Origin of the sequence: Neobacillus sp. PS2-9 (assembly GCF_030915525.1) — a bacterium.
Lineage (GTDB): Bacteria > Bacillota > Bacilli > Bacillales > Cytobacillaceae > Neobacillus.
The window spans coordinates 4,934,796-4,955,974 of sequence record NZ_CP133269.1; the positions used below are offsets into that span (position 1 = coordinate 4,934,796).

Here is a 21,179-nt window from a genome sequence, read left to right on the forward strand (position 1 = left end):
CTTTCCGTGGGTGTTTCGGCGAGCCTCCTCGGCGCTTGCGCCTGCGGGGTCTCCCCTGAACCATACTCCCACAGGAGTCTTCGTGCCTTCCGCTCCAATCAACAGGGTGTTACAATCAACACTGTTCTTTAACACAGCCTAAATAAAAATAGTTCCATCCTCTTCGCATGAATTATTGCAAAAAGGAAGGAACTACTTCGTCCATAATTTCGCCTGCCATTTCTATTTCAAATATTCCTTTTACTTTTTTTGAGGATGCTTTTCTGTTGAGTGTGATCATTTTGCAGTCTTGAAAAATAAAAAACTCTTCCTTTTGGTAAATGGGATACGCTCGATATTCATGCAAATCATGATAGTACACTCTTAATTCCAAGCTCTCATCGAAGCCTTCCTCGATGCATATGTTTAGTGAACCACTAAAGGCAGATGTGAGATTTGTTTTCCATAGAACGGTCTCTTTATAGCCCGGTAAAATAACAAAAGGTGCACATATGCAGTCCTTAATAATAATTGGATTTAGTTCACATTCCCCCACTGGAATGCAAGGTAGGAATTGGAGACCACAAATGCATTTCAAATCAAGAGTTATGCACGTTTCGGTAGGAACAAGGATCAACTGGTTAGAGCAGTGTTTACTTGGTTTTAATAGTGTTAAATTGATACAGCAGCCCTCTATAGAATGGATTAAAAAGAACTTTGTCATAAATGGTCTTCTTCTATACAAACCGCTACTATTTAAGATTTTACCCCCTTGCAGGTAAAATACTACTGGATAATGGCAGTACTCATCCATGATAACCTGTTTATGTTCTAACAATTGGATCATTTTAAAGCCCTTCCTATCTTCGTGGTCTGTACTTCATAACATCCTATGCATAAGACTAAGCGTTGGGACTGGGTGTCAACAAATATGGTTAAAAATCTATATGCAAAAAAGAACAGGCATTAATCTATTTGTCATAGAGTTTCCAATCTTTGTCCACTCACATATGATGAGGAGAAATCTATTAACAAGAGGTGACTAAATGCCAACCATTAGTCTTTGTATGATTGTTAAAAATGAAGAAGAAGTTTTGGCTAACTGTCTCCAAAGTGTTCAAAAAATCTGTGATGAAATTATTATCGTAGATACGGGATCTACTGATCGCACAAAGGAGATTGCCAAACAGTTTACAGACAAAGTATTGGACTTTGAATGGATTGATGATTTTTCAGCAGCGAGGAACTATGCCTTCAGCCATGCGACAATGGATTATATCCTGTGGCTGGACGCGGACGATGTGTTGCTCCCGGAGGATCAGGAGAAATTTCAGAAATTAAAAGCAGGGCTAGATTCAAGTGTCGATGCAGTGTCAATGATTTATGTTATCGACAGGGATGAATATGGGAACCCCTCTTTTCATTACAGAAGAAATCGCTTGGTGAAAAGAAGTAAGAACTTTAAATGGAACGGGCCGGTACATGAGTATCTGGATGTCGGCGGCAAGATCATCTTAGCAGATATTGCTGTGGAGCATAAAAAATATATCAAAAAAGCCAGTACTCACCTATCTGATAGGAATTTACGAATCTATGAAAATAGAATAAAAAAAGGCGAAGATTTTTCCCCAAGGGACTTATTTTACTATGCCAATGAGTTGCGTGATCATAAACAATATGAAAAAGCGATCATTTACTATAATGAGTTTCTTGTAGGTAAAAAGGGATGGGTAGAGGATAACATACGAGCTTGCCTTTATTTGGCCGATATCCACGCACGTAGAGGTGAAAAGGATGAGGAAATGGACGCCCTTTTAAAAACATTAGCTTATGATGTTCCACGCCCTGAAACTTGCTGCCGGTTAGGGGATCAGTTTAAAGCGAAAAAATACTATCAGACAGCCGTCTTCTGGTATGACATTGCCTATCAAAAGAAGAAAATCACTTCAGGCTTCCAAAACGAAGCCTATTCCACCTGGTACCCTCATCTTGCACTTTGTGTCTGCCACTGGGAACTGGGGAATGTAGAGAAATCAATTGAACATAATAAACTGGCAAAAAAATACCGTCCAAATGACAAGCAGGTTCTGTTCAATGAGAAGTTTTTTAATGATCATATGAAAAATAAAGGCAAAAAATAAGAGGGAATATGACCAATTCCCTCTTTTGCTTCGTGATTGATATCCTCCTATTTCATTCCGATACCGAGGTACTTCATGCCAAATTTTTCAACATCCCTTCGGTTTAACACATTTCTTCCATCCAATACCAAGCTACAGTTTTTAAAGTCTGAAAAGTCCAGTTTCTGATATTCATCATGATAGGCCTGGAGTATGATGGCGTCTATTTGATCGGCCTGCTGATTAGAGAAAGGAATGACCCCATATTTACTTATTTCATTTGCATCAAACAATGGGTCATCAACAAACACTTTTGCATCCTTCTCTCCTAATTCTTCTATCAGTAACAATGTAGAAGATTTTGTTGGTTCCTTTACATTTCCTCTAAACGATAATCCTAATATAAGGATTTTTTTATCTTTTAATTGACCAATGGTTTCTTCCGTTAACTCAACTGCATATTGTGCCATGTTATCGTTAATTTTCCTGGATAACGTTGTCAGCCCCTCCTGCATGCCGTTATTGATAAAGAAATATGGATATACAGGAATACAATGCCCTCCCACACCAACTCCCGGCAGATGGATATTGGAATAAGGTTCACTGTTTGCTGCTTTAATCACTTCCATGATATTAATGTCAAGCTTGTTTGCATAAACAGCAAGTTCATTAGCAAGTGCGATATTAACATCCCGATAGACACACTCAGCAACTTTAGTAAATTCAGCAGCTTCCAAACTGCTTACCTGTAAAATCTCACAGTTTAAACCCTTTTTATAAAAATCTGTTGCTAACTCTAGACTGGTTTTGTTATAGCCGCTTACCACTTTAGGATAGGAAGATAAATCTTTAATAATTCGGTTAGAATAGACTCTTTCAGGACTATAGGATAAGTAAAAATCCTCTCCCATCGTTAGCCCTGAAATTTTTTCAATCGTTTTGCCAAAACGATTTCTCGTATCTCCTGCAGGCAACGTTGTTTCAAAGGTGACTAATGTCCCCTTCTTTATTCCCTTTGCTATTTCCTCGACCGCAGAATCAATATATTGATAGTAAATTTGTCCATTTTCCCTCGTTAATACTGGTACGATGACCACTACGACCTCAGATTTACTCACTGCATCGGCTGTATTCACAGTAGCTTCTAAAGTTTTAGCTTGATGGGCTTTGGCAACGAGCTCATCTAGTCCAGGCTCATTACTTACATGCGCTATTCCTTGATTTACTTGATCCACCACAAGTTTATTTATATCTGCTCCATATACATGGAAATGTCCGCAATTCGCAAAAATCGCGGCTAAAGGCAGTCCAATTTTACCCAACCCAACAACTGTCACATTCTTCACTCAATCAACCCTTTCAACTCCACTTTATTCCGGACACTCTCCGTTATTTTATGTAGTTTCATTTTCTTTGTGTAAATAAAGCGTCTAAATAGCTCATCAAAATTGGCTTTTACTATAAGCATCATTTTTAAAAATGAATATGATAGATGGACAGACTCTAATATTTATAGTGAATTGAGGTGATTTTTTGACAGAAAAACTAAAAATCTTAATTTTGATCAGGGCGTTCAATAAATCGTTACCAAAACATCAACCAAAATTCGATACGATTAAAGCAATAGAAAAGTATGCGGATGTTCGCTATTGGCATACGAATGGTGACATACATGAAATAATCAAGAAATTGAATTTCACTCCTGATTTTATTCTTCATTACGACCATGCATGGGGGAGCTCTCTAGCACCCGTCATTTCTGGTTTGGGCACGATCAACATCCCAAAAGGGTCGATAGTGATTGATATCCATTACAACCCAACCGATAGGAGAAATTTTTTCACTAAAAATAAAATCGATTTAATCTTTTCAGTAACAAAGTCTCCATTCCTAAAAACCTTCCCTCAATACCAGGAACAGTTCCGATGGTTTCCCTTCGCCATCAATCCTGAGGTATTTAAAGATTGGAATAGTAAGAAGGATATCAACTTTCTACTTATGGGCCAGGTGTTTGACAGAGAACGAAAAAGCAATAATAAGACCAACACGCCACGGGGAAAGTATCCTTTTAGGGAAGAAGTTTTAGTTAAAATGAGGGGAACAGAAGGATTTTTATTTCATCAGCACCCTGGCCATCGGGCAAAACAATCAGCAAAAGCCTATCTTAATCAAAAATACGCAAAAGAGCTAAATAGAGCTAAAATCTTCTTTACATGTGGATCAAAGTACAATTATCCAGTTTTGAAATACTTCGAAGCCCCTGCATGCAGAACCTTGCTTTTGGCAAAGCCTGTCCCCGATCTCGTGGAATTAGGCTTCGTTGATGGTGAAAATTTCGTTGCTTGTAATGAAGACAATGTTTATGAAACAGCGATGTATTACCTTGAAAATGAAGCAGAAAGAACAAGAATTATGGATAATGGCTACCATTTTATCCATACTCATCATACAAACGATGTGAGAGCACAACAATTCGTCAAGTATGTGGAGGACTATTTAGCTGAACAAGGCAAAGATTAACAAACATAACAAATCCGCTCGGTTATTATACTAGCGGATTTTTTTCTATGTAGGTTTTTTTCTCAAGCACTTCCTTTTTTTAAACATATACCATAAAGAGACTGATTAAAAAGCCATTTATACTTTATGGCTTCGACCTCATGACAAATGAAAGATATGGGAGTGTATTATGGAAAGCAAAAGTAATTTAACAAATGTAAAACTGGGAGAAAATGTAAAAATTTATGACTTTGTAAACGCCTATGGATGTGAAATAGGTGATGGTACCAGAATTGGAGCATTTGTAGAAATCCAAAAAGGCGTTAAAATCGGGAAAAATTGCAAAATCTCCAGCCACTCCTTTCTCTGTGAGGGAGTCTATATAGCGGATGGGGTTTTTATTGGGCATGGAGTGATGTTTACAAACGATATGTTCCCGAAGGCCACCAACGCAGATGGTACGCTGCAAACTGATGCTGAATGGACTTTGCTCGAAACGGTCGTTGAAGAGCGTGTATCCATTGGATCAGGCTGCACCATTTTGCCAGGCATCACTATAGGAAAAGGAGCATTGATAGGTGCTGGAAGTGTCGTTACAAAGAATGTTCCAGCAAATTCAATTGTTGCCGGAAACCCAGCCAAACTGATCCGCATTATTAAGGAATAATTCTCTTCTCCCATATCCAGATTATTATTCATTAGGAGGACAAGGAATGTTAAGAGCAGGTGTCATTGGCTGCGGCTACTGGGGACCAAATATAATCCGTAATCTGGATGCATTGCCGGAAGTCGATCTTATGTATATCGCTGATTTAAACACTGATCAACTAAACAAACAAAAAGCATTATATCCTCATGTTACTATCACCACAAACTATCAAGACATAATTAAGGATCCTTCCATTGACATGGTTTTAATTGTCACTCCAGTAAATACTCATTATCATTTTGCAAAAGAAGCACTCATGAACGGCAAACATGTCTTTATAGAAAAACCACTGACCAATTCTGTAAAGAGTTCTACAGATCTATGTAAGATGGCTGAATCAAAAAATCTTACACTGATGGTCGGACATACATTTATTTACACAAGTGCCGTCCGAAAAATGAAAGAAATTATTGATTCAGGAGAGATTGGAGAAATCAAATATATTTCTTCTCAACGGTTAAACATGGGCTTATATCAAAGGGATATTAATGTGCTATGGGATTTAGCACCACATGATTTGTCTATTGTTGACTACCTTATTGATGGACAAATCACAAAGGTAGAAGCCTATGGACAACGAAATGTGAATCCGGAATTGGAGGACACTGCATTTCTCAATTTAACTTTTTCAAATGGAGAAAAAGTCTACATTATGAATAGCTGGCAATATCCTGAGAAAGTCCGAAAAATGGCTGTTATAGGGACCGAGGGTATGATTATTTATGATGATATGGAGTCTGAGAAGAAAGTAAAGGTTTTTTTAAAGCATGTAGATATTTCACAGAATGATAATGGAGAAGTTTCCTATAGTTATATGAATGAAAGAGACTATATTCCAGAACTTGTTTTAAAAGAAGCTTTACATGTGGAGCTTGCTCATTTTGCAGATTGTGTACGTAACAATAAAGAGCCGCTTACCAGTGGAAATAAGGGTTTGAACGTTGTAAAAGTACTTGAAGAAAGTGATTTTTTATTAAGGAGCAATAAAAAATGACTATACCATTTTTAGATTTACAAGCCCAATATAGGAGTATAAAGGATGAAATAAAGGCAGCGGTCGAACAAATCTTTGAGAACTGCGCTTTTATCGGTGGACAAGAAGTTGAGAGATTCGAAAAAAGCTTCGCACAATATTGCCAAGCTGCTCATTGTGTGAGTGTGGCCAATGGAACAGATGCATTATGGCTTACTCTGAAGGCGATGGATATTGGCCCTGGCGATGAAGTGATCCTCCCTGCCAACACCTTCATCGCCACCGCTGAAGCCATTACTGCAGTAGGTGCATCCCCAGTATTTGTCGATCATGATATTGATACCTATACCATTAACACCTCTGCTATTTCAGATAAGATTTCCGAAAAGACAAAAGCGATTATTGCCGTCCATTTGTATGGACAGACAGCAGATATGGATCCGATATTAAAAATTGCCGCTGAGCATGGACTGAAAGTGATTGAAGATGCTGCTCAAGCACATGGGGCTGAATATAAAGGGATAAGGGCTGGGTCCATCGGTGATGCAGCGTGCTTTAGCTTTTATCCGGGCAAGAATTTAGGAGCCTATGGTGATGGTGGAGCAGTTGTAACAAACGACCAAAACCTAGCAGAAAAAGTACGCTTTTTAAGCCAGCATGGCAGCAAAGTAAAATACATTCATGAAATAGCTGGTTATAACAGCAGATTAGACGGAGTTCAAGCCGCTATCTTAAATATTAAGTTGAAATATATCGAGCAATGGACAGAAGCTAGAAGGAAAAATGCTGAACTTTATAGGAATCTATTAAAAGATTCTTCTATTGTTTTTCCAACGGAAAGAGAACATTGCAGACATGTATACCATCTTTTTGTTATTCGTGTGAAGAACCGCGATGTTGTTCAAAGAAATTTACTCAATCGGGGCATTCAAACAGGTATCCATTATCCTACGCCTATCCACTTATCAGAAGCCTATAGGAATCTTGGAATTCCAGAAGGCAGCTTCCCAATAAGTGAAGATTATGCAAAAGAACTATTATCACTACCTATGTACGCAGAGCTATCAGAGGATCAGATTAAGGAAATTTGTGATACTTTAAGAGATATTGTCGATTAAAAGGATAAAAATAAGAGGCTGATGATGTCAGCCTCTTATTTTTTATTATTAAATGCTTAATGCTAATCCCCATAATACATGTGCCGCAAAGCGAGGATAAAAACTTTTATCCTTATCATTTGGATAATACAATAGATCTGGAAACGGGCCGTATTCTTTATCAATAATCTGTATTAGATGATTTACCTTTTCTTGATGAGCGTATTTTGCATAAAAGGCTAATGCCATTCCTGCTCCCCAAAGGCGTGCTGGTCCTCGATTATTTTGAAATCTTAGAACTTGATCCTCCATAATAAAACTATTCATAGATTCAACAGATTGTTCTGATGTCCACGGCAATTGATGTTTTCCGCCATGTGTTCTATAGCTTTCCAACCCCCAAAGAATGTATCCATGATGGACTATATCATTAAACTTGCCTCTTCTTTTTGGATCTTCTTGAATAGTATAATACCACTTTGGTAACCCCTTATTTAGCTTGGCATTTGAAATGATAGACTTAGCTGCAGCATCCATACGGTCTTGTACAAAAAGTGATTCCTTTTTAGTAAAAATATCACCTTGCTCAGCTAAGAGCCTTGCTAAGGTTCCTAGAAACATAGCAGACACATTTACCGTAAAGTGACTATCTTCTTTCCTTGGACTATACCAGAAATAGCCACCCTCATTACTACTCGTCCATACATATTTACACCAATAAAGGGTGACTTTTGCCAAAAGGCCACGTATTTTTTTCTTTTTATCATTTGGGACCACGTTTTGGACTGACAAAGCATCTAAGAAGCCATTCATAACGATGGATGTTGTAATTGTATATGGATGATTGGGCGGATTGATTGACCCATCTTGAAAGGCATCCCACGCGTGTGGTAGCCCCCATCCCGGAATGCCGTCTTTATCTAAATCATTATTTTCTATCAGCCAGTCCGTAAGCTCTCGTATTCTATTAATACTGCTTTTATTATTAAGCTTTTTATAATATATTGCTTCAGACGAAAGCAACAATCCATAGGTCATGGGCTGAAATGAAATCCCTGGAAAAGTAGGCTCTAACCCTATCCCCATCTCTCCTTCTGGAAATTTAATTATTAGATTTTCATATAAACTACGTGCTTCCATTGCCTTCTTCCTTTCTTCCTATATTCCGAAAACTTTAAGAAGTAGCCCGGTTTCTTAAAAACTCTTCAATATATTGAATTAACTGCAGAGCTCTTGCCTGATTCGAGTGATATTGATGAATAAACGCAAATCCATTATCAGTAATGAATTGTCTTTCTTGTTCATTTTCTAAATAATGTGCCGCTTTCTCCTGAAAGTTTGACCGATCACAGGCCACAAAATGCTGTCCATCTATAAAACCAAGGTCAAGGATATCCTGAACTGGTTCCGCAAGCAAAAGAGTTCTGCAGGCCGGAGCCTCAAAGTACTTTAGAACCGGGTATTTATATACCCCACCACATGTGAAAAATATTTTCGAGCGATTTAATTCCTGGGCATACTTTTGATTTAATATGGCGCTGGAAGGGGCATCATGTCCCGGATGTGGATGAAAGACAAATCCCTTGGTATTTCTCATTTTCTCCAATACTTCTTCTCTAAAAGGGTATCTTCCTTTTGGTGTGTTCGTATTGTTTGGACTCGTTCCTTCCCGATCATAAACCTGTCCCATTAATAAGCAATCGATGTCTTTTTCTAACTGCCAGTCTTTAAAAATCCCGGAATTAATAGCAAACGGCCACCACCTGAATTTCTCCTGATATTCAGGAAATGTCTTTAAAAAGGGCGACTTGGTGAGGGAAAATATCATATCTATATTTGTATCTTTAAAGTATTGCCTTCTTACATAAGGAAAGTAATGCGTATCAATCACGATACATCCTTTTGGAATGTCCACCTGATCAAGACCGCTGATCATCGGTGAAAAGGCATACCCCCAGGCAACATCATAGTGGAGAATAAAATCAGGAGTAAACTTGATTCGTTTTAAAATTTCTTGAATGTTCCCGTCTTTGTACCAATATCTAACCTCGGCAAAACTCTCAATGGCAGTAATGGTTTCAAATTTCGGCAAATGCTTGGGGAACTTCTTCCAAAAGGGCTTGATCAGCAATAAAATTTTCAACTTATCATTCATTAACTACAACTCCTTTGATTACCAAGGGGTATTTTCATAATGAAGAACCCCCTTTAATAACGGGGGCTATTTATATTTATTTACATGCTTATCAAGCATATTAAATCCTTTTAACATGCCTATGGCCTTCAGATTGATAACGGGGGAATGATAAAGTGGATAGATTTCTAATGCTCTAAGAAAATGTGGATAGGCCTCATTATATTTTTTCAATAAAAGCAAGGATTCGCCAAGATAATTTTCCTCAAGATGATTTCGATTCTCTATTTTGCTGAAATGTTTAAACGCCCGCTGATAATCTTCTTCGATAAGCCCTTTCATTCCCTCAAAAAAAGTACGGTCCCGTTCATTTTTAATCAAAGGAATGGCCTCATTAAATAGAATAAAAGCTTCATTCGTCATCCATCTCCTGGAAAGAGCGATACCTGCAATTAGCTTAGCTGCAAATAAATTGTGGTCTGGACCATCATAGTTCCAACTTGCTTCATCAATATTTTTCAAGTCTTCATTGGTGATGTTCAGTTTTACATGACGTGACAGTACATCATAACTTCTCTGATTGGTCACGTTGGTCTGATGCCTTCTGTATAAATACAACGGCTCCGGGATATGGTACGACAAGCAATCCTCTACTGCCTTTAATATAAAGTCTGTATCTGAACCAACCTTAATGGTAGGATCATATTTTATATCTGTTTTCAGTACTTCTCTTTTAAAAATCATAGTTGGATTATTGAAGGGCGTACCCACATTCAAAAAGAACGAATAAATGTCTTGCGGTAATATGTTGCTTGATTGCCAATAGCCCAAAGGAGATCCATTTCCAGTAATGAGAAGCATATCAGAATGGACAAATCCAATACTTTGGTTTTTGATAATTTCCATAGTCCGCTCAAAACGATGTGGCAGGGATAGGTCGTCTGCTCCATGAAACGTAATGAAATCTCCTTCTGCCTCTGATAATCCCTTATTAAAAGCTTCAGCTACCCCTTTATTTTCTTGTTTGAAATACTTGATCCGCTTGTCACTAAACGATAGGATGACCTCTTCGCTGTTGTCAGTGGAACCATCGTTAACAATAAGCAGCTCCAAATCTTTTTCTGTTTGGTTCAACAGACTATTAATGGTTTCCTTTATAAATTTCTCCCCGTTGTATACAGGTAGAATGACACTAATCATAAAAACACCTCATGCATCATCATTGGGTCCTAATGACCCTCCGTCCTGATAGATACCAATCGAGCAAATGGCCAAAATCAATGGCCGGCTTATTCCTCTTGGCAATTTCTACACAAATGATATTAGCTGCAACCCCAGCGGATACAAAAGCAATGTCAAACTCATATTGATCCACTTCTTCCATCACTTTTTCGATAGAATCAAACCCTGGCACCATAATGGTACCTGAAATGGAGCTATAGCCCTTTTTAATGAAAAAGTCCTTTCCATCCACAGAACGATTTCCGATCAACAATACTTTGTAATTTCCTAAAATATTATGAAAGAAAGTGGTTTCCTGATTGAGTTGGTAGTTTATGAGGGAAGTTGTTAATTTCATTGTATGAAGTGGAAGGGTATATGCTTTTGCCACTTGATTAAACATTCTCTGGTAGACAGGGTATCTCGCTTCCGGCAATCCTACAATGTCAGCCTCTAGTAGATTCTTTACCAGCAAATCTCTTTTTTCATGATTGGGGACTTTGAAACCGCCCATTCCTTTTAACCGTCTGTTCGAATTGATTTCTTCTGATGAAACCAAAATGTCATGTGCCAAAGCCAGTATTTCACCATCACCGAGCCGGATCACACTGAACCCTTTCTTTTCCTTCAATGCCTGATTCAGTTGCTGCTCTACTTCCGCAGCTGTCTGTAAATGAATTAAATCCTTTGATAGGTTCTTCATGCCTTCCTCAATGATGTCTTCAATATTGAAAGGAAGGTATTGATTCTTTAATAACTTACCTTTAACAATTGCCTCTCCGCCTCGATAGATAGCCTCGGAAGCCAGTGAAGCCTTATCCCATGTACCTGGATAGCCAAGCCTGAATAAGTACTCCCATTGTTCCGGGGAAAATGAATAGGTCAATCGAAAAACCCCTTTAGCCTTAAAGTTAAAATATTCTCCACAATGAGTTCATTTTAGGTATATTCATTTATCAGCAAGAAGTGCCTCCCACAGAGATTGCACATGAAAGAAAAATTCCGAATAGGAAGTTGCGTCGCCTAACAGTTTAACCGATTCAATGGAAGAGGATTTTATTTTCGCTTCATCAAGGAGTAGCGCATTCAGTAAATAAAAATCAGCGTTATGGGGGTATTGGCTGATCCACTCTTTTACTCGTTTTTTTGCCTGTTGCTTCCTTTGCAGCCTCATAAGGGTGATAATAATCCAGCGGGCTGCTACTGCTTTATCTTTCGGATTTTCTTGATTCTCATGTAAATAAATAAAGTCATCCAATGCTTTTTCATATTCCCTTAATAAAAAAGAGCTGTAGCCCGGGAGATTAAATAACTGAAGTTTGTTAGTAGGTTTTAGTGGACAAAAACAATGCTCTGTATTCCCTTCGCTCCCATTTTTACGATGTGCAATGACTTCCCATCTGGCAATTTTGGGAGCCTTGTCAAAACTATAGATTACCGGGGCTTTTACTATATCCGCATGAGTAACAAGCAAAAATCTTTTCAATTTTCCGTAATCCTCTTGGTTCAAAAACTGCTCTGCATTTACGCCTATTTCCCAATTATTCAAGTCATTTGAGGACTGGATGTTATAGGAAGCAATATTTTTATAATAGTGTAGGATATCATTTATTATGGTTTCCCATTTATACTTTTGTGCTGTTTGAAGGCCATTCTTTCTTAGTTTGGATTGGATCTCTTGACTGCCTAATACCTGTACGATTTTTTCAGCCATGTCATCAGGATTTTTCATCTGACAGATGTAAGCATTCTCCTGATCTACCGCGTATTCGAGTACCCCTGCATTGTTTGTAGTAACAACAGGACAACCACAAGCCATTGCCTCTAGCGTCGGAAGTGAAAAACTTTCATAAGTCGACCCACAAATAAACAAGGATGCCCCTCTATAGAGATTGCTGATTTTTTGCTGAGTGGGGTTAACGAACACCTTTGTTACTCTCTTTTTCATCGCTTCAGATGGCTGTTCTGGTGTGATCCAATATAAATCCATATTAAATTCATTTTTTACTTTGTCGTATGCTGTAATTATGTCAGAGATACCTTTAAATTTTGCGCTTTCTCCGCCCACCATTAATAGGTATGGCCGGTCACCCTTTTCCTTTTCTCCATCTGTGGTAAATACATCTTCATCAACCGCATTAGGGAAAACCTGTGCTTCTCTGCCGTATATGTTAGTAATAAGCTTAGCTGCCTGGTGGGAGACCGTGTAAATAAAAGGGGAAATCTCAAATTGTTTCTGAATGAAATTCTTTAATGTACGATTCATAGAATCATAGTCAAATAAATGAAAATCTCCCTGTTCAAAATAAACAACCGGAGCAATACCTGTTTCCATACATGCTTGAATATGATCCCAGTAGGTAGCGACAATTAGGTCACAGAGGGGAATCCCTTTTGCCAGCTCTAATTCAAAAGGAACTTGAATATACTCAGCTTCGATTGGATACCAGGACGGTTTTTGGAAATGAGATACCAAGGTTACTTTAGCCCCAGCTTTTTGGAGCCTGTTGGCATGCTCGAGGATGATTTTCACCCCACCGGAAATGCCTACATGTGTCATGGCGTAGACAATATGCAGCTGATCGATATTTTTATTTGACTGTATTAATTTCTGACTGTTAGCTAACTTATATCTTTCTAATCTCCTATTAAATTCTTTTGAACGAAGTTCCTGTATCACGTTGGCCTCCAAAGTTTTTTATTCTATTCTATGTTTCAATAAAAAAAAGAACAGTGCTTGCCAAACATGACAAGCACCGCTGATGATTTTAATTTTTATAATGGTTCACAAGTTAAACCTGCGCCTTGAGATGCTCCATTTGCTCTAATGTCTTGAATCTTCGCGATATGACAAGTACTAAGGATATATGTGTCTTGTCCTGTTGTAATTTTTACAAGTCCTTCTTGTATATCAACGATTCTCGCATTCTGAATATTGTCAAAGAACCCATCAGTAAAGTAATCGGCTGTGGCTGTTATACCTCTAATCATTTCCAAAATTGCCCTTGTTGGCTGCTCACAGCATTCACATTCGCCAGTACGATCAACTCCAGTCGGTCCTACTGGAAGTGTTATACCGGTTAATAGACCATCACCCTGTACACCAACGATCTGACACATTGGTGCTGCAATATGTCCATTATCCGCAAGGAAGAATCCATCAATCACACAATCAATAGTTACGTTGTTAATACCGCCATTACTTGTTTGTGAAGTTGTTCCAACAGAAACTTGGATACCTTCAGCAGCAAGTTGTTCAAAAATGTCAGTCATTGGTCCAACGCAACAATCACATTCTGTATCAGCTGGTGGTCCTGTTGGCCCTGGAGGTCCTGTTGGTCCTGTCGGTCCTGTTGGTCCTGTTGGTCCTGTCGGTCCTGTTGGTCCTGTTGGTCCTGTTGGTCCTGTTGGTCCTGTTGGTCCTGTTGGTCCTGTTGGTCCTGTCGGTCCTGTCGGTCCTGTTGGTCCTGTTGGTCCTGTCGGTCCTGTCGGTCCTGTTGGTCCTGTCGGTCCTGTTGGTCCTGTCGGTCCTGTCGGTCCTGTCGGTCCTGTTGGTCCTGTCGGTCCTGTTGGTCCTGTTGGTCCTGTCGGTCCTGTTGGTCCTGTTGGTCCTGTTTGTCCTGTTGGTCCTGTTGGTCCTGTCGGTCCTGTTGGTCCTGTTGGTCCTGTCGGTCCTGTTGGTCCTGTTGGTCCTGTCGGTCCTGTTGGTCCTGTTGGTCCTGTTGGTCCTGTCGGTCCTGTTGGTCCTGTTGGTCCTGTTGGTCCTGTCGGTCCTGTTGGTCCTGTCGGTCCTGTTGGTCCTGTTGGTCCTGTTGGTCCTGTCGGTCCTGTTGGTCCTGTCGGTCCTGTTGGTCCTGTTGGTCCTGTTGGTCCTGTTGGTCCTGTTGGTCCTGTTGGTCCTGTTGGTCCTGTTGGTCCTGTTGGTCCTGTCGATCCTGTTGGTCCTGTCGGTCCTGTTGGTCCTGTCGGTCCTGTTGGTCCTGTCGGTCCTGTCGGTCCTGTTGGTCCTGTTGGTCCTGTTGGTCCTGTTGGTCCTGTTGGTCCTGTTGGTCCTGTCGGTCCCGTCGGTCCTGTTGGTCCTGTCGGTCCTGTTGGTCCTGTTGGTCCTGTCGGTCCTGTTGGTCCTGTCGGTCCTGTCGGTCCTGTTACGCCAGTTGCTCCAGTTACGCCAGTTGCTCCAGTTGCTCCTGCAGGCCCCGTCGGTCCAGTTGGCCCTGTTGGTCCTCTTTTACCTCTCTTTTTCTTGCAGCATCTTAAACAATTAATATCCCCACAACTACAACTAGAACCACGATTACAATCACAATCATCATCGAATCCTCTGCATTTTCTGCACGTCAATAATATACACCTCACTTTCTGTTTCTATATCAAAATATTAATTTTCGCTTTATCGGCAACGGCATTTGCGTATTTTCTAAAAAATAGACTTCTAAACTATTATTTCGATAAACTGTTAGCAAACTGGGAATCTAGTTGTGATACAAATTTCGCCTTCACAATTATCACATTCACAGTCAGCATTTCCATTCATCGCACCAGGTACTGCTTGACAAGTTACAGTGATTCTGTCAAATTTCGTGAAAGTAAATGTTACGCAGCTGTCTTGAAATACATTAATTGGCATACCAACTGGCGTATTTCCTAAAAAGAACTGAACAGTAACAAAGTCATTTCCTGGACCACAGTCAAAACTTATAAAGCCAGAGCCAAAGATTTGTTCAAATCCGCCTGTTTGGAATACTGTTTGTGTTTGGCCTTCTGGTACAGACCACTCACAGCAAACACAATCTTTCACTAGCTGAATGTCGCATTTGCAATCATTTTTGCAATCATCTTTGCATTTGTTGTGGCGGAGACATTGAAAACAATCATCATGGCAAACCTTCTTATGACATTTATTACAGTCACAGTCATCATGGCATTTTTTTCCACATCTACTCATTCATTTCAACTCCTTAATTATTTTGTTTACAGAATATTTGTATTAAAAAGGGATAAGCTGTGAAACGGCCTTTGTCCATATTTTGAATTTTTAACGGAACAAGCTCGTTACATAATAAAAAACAGAAAAAAAGACTACCTCCAACATTAAGGAAGTAGTCTTTTTTCTGTTTTTTATCGTTCTTATTATTCTCCTACAATCTTCGCGTTCTTTAACATCTCGTCAGTTAAGGTGATTCCTTCCTCCTGAGCTGCTTTTTTGTTGATGAACAACTCAAGCTTTTCAGGGAAACCGACAGGAATCTCATTTGGTTTTTTTCCTTTAAGAATTTCCACTGCCATTTTACCAGTAGTATAGCCAAGATCATGGTAGTCAAAGCCATAAGATGCAAAGGTTCCGCGTTTCACAGAATCCCCTTCCCCAACAAAAGTAGGGATATCCTTGGAATTGGCTACAGTTATTACCGATTCTAGGGCAGCAACGACGGTGTTGTCCTTTGGAATGTATAATACATCCGCACGCCCTACCATGGACTCAGCCGCCTGCTTTACTTCAGAACTATTTGTAATGGTGGTTTCTACCGCTTCCAACCCGGCTGCCTCTAAAGCTTTCTTCGCGTTCTTCACATTTACAACAGAGTTCGGTTCACCGTTATTATAGATGATTCCTACTTTCTTAGCCTTTGGAATAAACGTTTTAATGGCTTCAATCGTATTCTTGATTGCAACTGGATGCGTGTCAGATGTGCCTGTCGCATTACCTCCTGGCTTATCTAGACTTTTGACAAGTTCCGCCCCGACGGGATCCGTAATGGCCGTAAATAAGATGGGAATATCCTTTGTCGACTTGACCACCGCCTGCGCGCTAGCGGTAGCAATGGCTAAAATAAGATCATTTTTGTCCGCTACTAGGTTTTGGGCAATGGACATGTTATTGTTTATGTCTCCCTGGGCGTTTTGGTAATCAAGTTTCAAGTTCTTTCCTTCTACATAGCCGGCATCTTTGAGAGCAGCGATAAACCCTTCTCGTGCAGCATCAAGTGACGGGTGCTCGACAATTTGTGTAATACCTATTTTTACAACTTTCTCTTTTTTCTCTCCGCTTGCCTCCTTACTACCCGCTCCGCAGGCAGAAAGCAACAATAACATGGCAGATACTAATAGAACTAGACTCTTCTTCATCCCCTTTTTCCCCCTTAAAGAATTTCAACCATTTATGTACTCTCTTGCTGCATTCATATTATTTGGATTTTAACACAGCAAAGCGTTGTGGTACAACAGTGTTTTCTGAATATACAAACATATTAAAAAATTTAACATTCATCTAAAAATCTTCCATTATTTTTGAAAACGGTTTCAACTATAATGAAACATGTATTTTTAGAGAAAAGGAGGTTATGAACGTTATTTGCTTCACAAAAGACAGTTGAAAGGTGGTAATAATAGTTGAAGAGATTTAAAGAAAGTATTTTGATCTTCCTAGTACTTCTACTAGTATTTGGCCAAACAGGTGCGATCACCTATGCGGAAACGAAATCTACTGCACCAGCATCTCCAGTAAACTTACAGATACCAACACTTGCTTTTGACGAAGACAGCATTACCCTTGTGTGGGAAAAACCAAAGGATTACAGCGATATTGTAGACTTCAATGTGTATATGAATGGCAAAAAAATAGGAAGTGCCCTAAAGGATAACAGTGGAACAGCAAAAACCTACATTGATAATTTCTATAAAAATATCGATAAGGACAATTTCCACGTTGATATTCTTATTCATAACTTTACAGTTGAAAATCTTAAACCAAATAAGTCCTATGAATTTTATGTAACATCAGTCAATAAGGATGGCGTGGAATCAGCCCCGTCAAATAAAATTACCGGTAAAACAACTAAAGTTCCTGACGTATTTAATATCGTTGATTATGGTGCTATCCCAGATGACGATAAAAAGGATACGGAAGCTATTCAAGCGGCCATCAATGCCGCCACTCCAGGAGCAAAGGTATTAATTCCAGAAGGGAAATTTATCTCTGGGGGAATATGGCTTAAATCGGATATGACGTTACAAGTCGATGGCTATTTACTCGGTTCCCCGGACCCTGAAGACTACAGCAGGAATTTCTGGGTTTACGATTACTCTACAGATGAGCGTTCTTACGCCCTAATCAATGCCCATACATATGATTACGGCAGCCTTAAGAATATCCGCATAGTAGGGAAAGGAACGATTGATGGGAATGGATGGAAGACCGATACTACTAACCCGACAATAGATGAAGCCGGGAATGAGCTTCCACGCTTGCTCGCTGGGAGTAATTCAAAAGTAACAGGCAATGTAAAAGTGCAAAACGGAAAAATGAGTCCGTTAGACCTTTCTTCCGATGCTACGTACGGAATTTTGGCAGCCGCTCAAACGTATGCTGCTCAAGTAGATGGAATGAATGCTAAGTCTGCCTATTCTACTCGATCCAACTTGATTACTGTTCGTGGGGTTGATGGGATGTATTATGAAGGCATTACCCAACTCAATCCTTCCTTCCATGGAATTGTAAACCTTCATAGTAAAAATATTGTGGTAAATGGGACGACAGCCAAGACCTATGATGCGAATAATGCTGATGGGTTTGAGTTTGGTGACTCTCAAAACATCATGGTCTTCAATAACTTTGTTGACACGGGTGATGATGCCATTAACTTTGCGGCAGGCATGGGACAAGCGGCAGCAGAGGAAGAACCAACCGGAGAAGCCTGGATCTTCAATAACTATATTCGCGAAGGTCACGGTGGAGTTGTAACAGGCAGTCATACCGGTGGCTGGATTCAAGACTTTTTAGTAGAAGATAACATTATGTATAAAACCGATGTCGGCCTACGTGCCAAAACGAACACACCAATGGGCGGCGGAGCGAGAGATATTCTATTTAGAGACAATGCTCTAGAAGGCATTGATGGGGACGGTCCTTTTGTTTTTACTTCCTCTTATGAAGATGCAAACGCATCGATTCTTTATGAGCCTGCGCAGAAGATTTCTCAATTTAAGGATATCAGGGTTGAGAATACAACAGTCCGCAATCAGGGCGGAAGCAAGAAACAATCCATCTTAATTAATGGCAATAGTGATGTTGGTGAAGTGTATCACGAGAATATCACTTTTAATAATGTAAAATTTGATAAGGTCTTTTCTGCCAACTTGAATTACGCAAAGGATATTAAGTTTCATAATGTAACCTTTACGAACGTTCTTGATAACAGCGGAAGTCCATGGAGAATCAAAAATTCTACTGGTCTTGTTTTCGAAAATACAACAGCTGCTCCTTCTGATGCCGCAGAAAAACCTACGTGGTCTAGTGATGCAGCCGTTCAAGCTAAATCATCAGAAGATGGTAAGAGCGTGACGTTAACTTGGACTGGAGCTTCCGACAATACAGGGGTATCAGGCTATACGGTGTACAAAGATGGAGAAAAAGTTGGCTCTGACTATACAACAACGAAACAATCAAGCTTTTCTGTAACCGGATTGACTCCCGTTAAGGAGTACAGCTTTAAGGTAGAAGCAGCTGATGCAACTGGAAACCGGACTTCTGATGGTCCGGAAATCCAAGTAACAACGGCTGGAGTAGCTGATAAAACTAACCCAGTGCTTCCAGATAATACTCAGATCAAAGAACCAACAGCTGAGATTCCTGCAAGTGATACGTTTAGCGGCAAAGAAGTAGAAGTGGTGTATCCTGGTTTTACTTGGGCATCCGTTGAATGGGATGCTGTAAGTGATGACACGGGGATTGCCGGTTATAATGTGTATTCAAATGGAGAACTCCATGGGTTTGCGACATCAAACAAATATACATTATTGAATCTTCAACCTGGCACAAAGTACGATGTTACGGTGGAAGCCGTTGATTTAGCAGGAAACAAAACACCATTTAACAGCTCACTTCAGATAGAAACCGCTGCACCTTATGCTATTGGTGCTCCATCCTTTAATGGTGGCTTAAAGGCTGCGATTGGTAAGGACGGGACAAGTGTTGCACTCTCTTGGAATACGGCAACTGCGAAAAACCAAGAGGTGATTGGATATCGTGTCTATGTAAATGGCCAACCAATTAAGCCTGAAGGAGCATCGTTTACACCAATTAATGCAGAAATAACAACGGCAAACACCCATTATATGGTAACAGGGCTTAAACAAGGAAAAACCTATACATTTAAAGTAGAAGCCGTAGGACGCGGAATGAAATATTCCAAAAGAGAAAGACTCTCCGATGTGTATCCAAATGGTTTGGTACCAGTTGCAGGATACCGCTGGAGTGGGTTTGGACCAAGCGAAACTGTTCATCTCATTCCTGGGAAAGCAATAAGTGAAGAAGCTAAATCGAAATAATCGTTGTGCCATCTCTAAAGAAGTAAAAAAAGAAGACTACTTCCTTATTAGGAAGTAGTCTTCTTTTTTAGAGTTTTTCAGGTGATGAGTTATTTATTATCATAACGTACTAAGCCGTAGTTCATAAAAATACTGCACAATTGGATGCTTTAACTTCATCTTCTCGTTCATTTTTAAAATTCGTTTTTTTCCTACCCGTCTGTCCACCAAAGCTAGAATATTCAATAGGATATCATTGCTCTCTAGGCTTTCCTCTATAGAAGTGGATAAAAACTTATTAGCTGCATCGATAAAATTTGATTTACTTAATGATGACTGCGCTGCCATAAGCTCTTTTGCATATTCTGATAATTTTCTACCCCTAGCAATTACTTTTAGACGATCCTCAGGAACTATCCCCTTGGTTTCTTTTCTTACGGCTTCTATTTCCTCATTGGTAATAGGAATTTGGATATCAGAATCATTCTTAATTTCCAGCTCCGTCTGATACCATCTGATTAAGGTAGTTATGTCACTCATATTGAGTACATTCTTTTTATCTACTGCAATATAACAAATTCCTGCTTTATCAGGTAAATAACGGTAGCTTGTTGCACGGTATTCAACCCTTCCATATAATGCAGGACAGAGAAAACTCTCCAGATTTTGCTTCAATTTGTTCCAGGTCATGTAGTTCTCCTTAACTTTTATATTATATATATTTATTGAGGCAGTCGTTCTATCCATAATACAATAACCAACACATCGAACATACTAAATACAAGGTTTAAGTGGACTTGAATTTCTGATGTATCGATAATAGTGAGCGAAATAATAAGGACATTCGACTTATGACAACAATATTATTTAAAAAATATATATCGAGCAGATCTCATCAATAATAATCATCCCTACCACAAATAAGAGATGACCCATCAGGTTCACCTCCAATTTGCATATTATTCGATTCACCTGTACTACAGCATTATTCAACGTAAACAAAACGGATTCGATTGACTCACTTATATCAACTGTAGAAATTATCAGGTTGGTTGCCTGGCTCAATCGTAATCACCATATTTTCCTTTAATATTTCGTTGCTACCTTCTGCAATATATGGTCCTTCGTGGTTTCGCAAGCA

18 protein-coding genes and 1 pseudogene are annotated in these 21,179 nt (G+C 39.4%); 6 read left to right on the top strand and 13 right to left on the bottom strand.

Annotated elements, in window-relative coordinates; all coding sequences use genetic code 11:
- Window positions 1–172 precede the first annotated feature (172 nt).
- The gene (locus tag RCG25_RS24600; RefSeq protein WP_308081429.1) at window positions 173–826 is read right to left on the bottom strand and encodes a hypothetical protein; all 654 of its coding nucleotides are present in this window, start codon (window positions 824–826) and stop codon (window positions 173–175) included.
- A gap of 199 nt (window positions 827–1,025) precedes the next feature.
- On the opposite strand from RCG25_RS24600, the gene RCG25_RS24605 reads away from it, so the two are divergent.
- Complete coding sequence (locus RCG25_RS24605; RefSeq protein WP_308081430.1) at window positions 1,026–2,120, top strand: tetratricopeptide repeat-containing glycosyltransferase family 2 protein; 1,095 nt, start codon at window positions 1,026–1,028, stop codon at window positions 2,118–2,120.
- Window positions 2,121–2,167: 47 nt separating this feature from the next.
- On the opposite strand, the gene RCG25_RS24610 is transcribed toward RCG25_RS24605, so the two are convergent.
- Complete coding sequence (locus tag RCG25_RS24610; protein ID WP_308081431.1) at window positions 2,168–3,445, bottom strand: nucleotide sugar dehydrogenase; 1,278 nt, start codon at window positions 3,443–3,445, stop codon at window positions 2,168–2,170.
- A gap of 187 nt (window positions 3,446–3,632) precedes the next feature.
- Here RCG25_RS24610 and RCG25_RS24615 point away from each other — a divergent pair, with 187 nt between their 5' ends.
- The 4 genes from RCG25_RS24615 to RCG25_RS24630 all read left to right on the top strand — a co-directional run bounded on the left by RCG25_RS24615 (window position 3,633) and on the right by RCG25_RS24630 (window position 7,398).
- On the top strand, window positions 3,633–4,619 hold the full coding sequence (locus tag RCG25_RS24615) for a glycosyltransferase (RefSeq protein ID WP_308081432.1): 987 nt from the start codon (window positions 3,633–3,635) through the stop codon (window positions 4,617–4,619).
- A gap of 169 nt (window positions 4,620–4,788) precedes the next feature.
- A complete protein-coding gene (locus tag RCG25_RS24620; RefSeq protein WP_308081433.1) occupies window positions 4,789–5,265 on the top strand; it encodes an acyltransferase in 477 nt (158 codons plus the stop codon).
- 46 nt (window positions 5,266–5,311) lie between these two features.
- On the top strand, window positions 5,312–6,301 hold the full coding sequence (locus RCG25_RS24625; protein ID WP_308081434.1) for a Gfo/Idh/MocA family protein: 990 nt from the start codon (window positions 5,312–5,314) through the stop codon (window positions 6,299–6,301).
- A complete protein-coding gene (locus tag RCG25_RS24630) occupies window positions 6,298–7,398 on the top strand; it encodes a DegT/DnrJ/EryC1/StrS family aminotransferase (protein WP_308081435.1) in 1,101 nt (366 codons plus the stop codon). The genes RCG25_RS24625 and RCG25_RS24630 overlap by 4 nt, the downstream gene beginning before the upstream one ends.
- A gap of 48 nt (window positions 7,399–7,446) precedes the next feature.
- Here the strand turns inward: RCG25_RS24630 and RCG25_RS24635 are convergent, their stop codons facing one another.
- The 9 genes and pseudogenes from RCG25_RS24635 to RCG25_RS24675 form a co-directional block, all read right to left on the bottom strand.
- Window positions 7,447–8,517, bottom strand: coding sequence for a hypothetical protein (locus tag RCG25_RS24635; RefSeq protein ID WP_308081436.1), 1,071 nt, complete (start codon window positions 8,515–8,517; stop codon window positions 7,447–7,449).
- Between the two features lie 34 nt (window positions 8,518–8,551).
- Window positions 8,552–9,532: a glycosyltransferase family protein gene (locus RCG25_RS24640; RefSeq protein ID WP_308081437.1), complete on the bottom strand. Its 981-nt coding sequence runs from the start codon at window positions 9,530–9,532 to the stop codon at window positions 8,552–8,554.
- Window positions 9,533–9,598: 66 nt separating this feature from the next.
- Window positions 9,599–10,711: a glycosyltransferase gene (locus RCG25_RS24645; protein WP_308081438.1), complete on the bottom strand. Its 1,113-nt coding sequence runs from the start codon at window positions 10,709–10,711 to the stop codon at window positions 9,599–9,601.
- A gap of 19 nt (window positions 10,712–10,730) precedes the next feature.
- The gene (locus tag RCG25_RS24650; protein WP_308081439.1) at window positions 10,731–11,618 is read right to left on the bottom strand and encodes a GT-D fold domain-containing protein; all 888 of its coding nucleotides are present in this window, start codon (window positions 11,616–11,618) and stop codon (window positions 10,731–10,733) included.
- 63 nt (window positions 11,619–11,681) lie between these two features.
- On the bottom strand, window positions 11,682–13,412 hold the full coding sequence (locus tag RCG25_RS24655) for a glycosyltransferase family 4 protein (protein ID WP_308081440.1): 1,731 nt from the start codon (window positions 13,410–13,412) through the stop codon (window positions 11,682–11,684).
- 95 nt (window positions 13,413–13,507) lie between these two features.
- Window positions 13,508–14,005, bottom strand: a complete 498-nt coding sequence (locus tag RCG25_RS24660) for a hypothetical protein (RefSeq protein WP_308081441.1) — start codon at window positions 14,003–14,005, stop codon at window positions 13,508–13,510.
- Window positions 14,006–14,233: 228 nt separating this feature from the next.
- Window positions 14,234–14,968, bottom strand: a pseudogene (locus tag RCG25_RS26135) (hypothetical protein); the annotation flags it as partial.
- 220 nt (window positions 14,969–15,188) lie between these two features.
- Window positions 15,189–15,677 carry an S-Ena type endospore appendage gene (locus RCG25_RS24670; RefSeq protein WP_308081443.1) on the bottom strand — a complete coding sequence of 163 codons (489 nt, stop codon included), beginning with the start codon at window positions 15,675–15,677 and terminating at the stop codon, window positions 15,189–15,191.
- A gap of 185 nt (window positions 15,678–15,862) precedes the next feature.
- Window positions 15,863–16,858, bottom strand: coding sequence for an ABC transporter substrate-binding protein (locus RCG25_RS24675; protein ID WP_308081444.1), 996 nt, complete (start codon window positions 16,856–16,858; stop codon window positions 15,863–15,865).
- 264 nt (window positions 16,859–17,122) lie between these two features.
- Here RCG25_RS24675 and RCG25_RS24680 point away from each other — a divergent pair, with 264 nt between their 5' ends.
- Window positions 17,123–20,059, top strand: coding sequence for a fibronectin type III domain-containing protein (locus RCG25_RS24680; RefSeq protein WP_308081445.1), 2,937 nt, complete (start codon window positions 17,123–17,125; stop codon window positions 20,057–20,059).
- A 99-nt stretch (window positions 20,060–20,158) separates the two neighbouring features.
- On the opposite strand, the gene RCG25_RS24685 is transcribed toward RCG25_RS24680, so the two are convergent.
- Entirely contained in the window at window positions 20,159–20,728 is a 570-nt protein-coding gene (locus tag RCG25_RS24685) for an SF0329 family protein (RefSeq protein WP_308081446.1), read from the bottom strand.
- A 337-nt stretch (window positions 20,729–21,065) separates the two neighbouring features.
- Entirely contained in the window at window positions 21,066–21,176 is a 111-nt protein-coding gene (locus RCG25_RS24690) for a M24 family metallopeptidase (protein WP_308081447.1), read from the bottom strand.
- Window positions 21,177–21,179 lie beyond the last annotated feature (3 nt).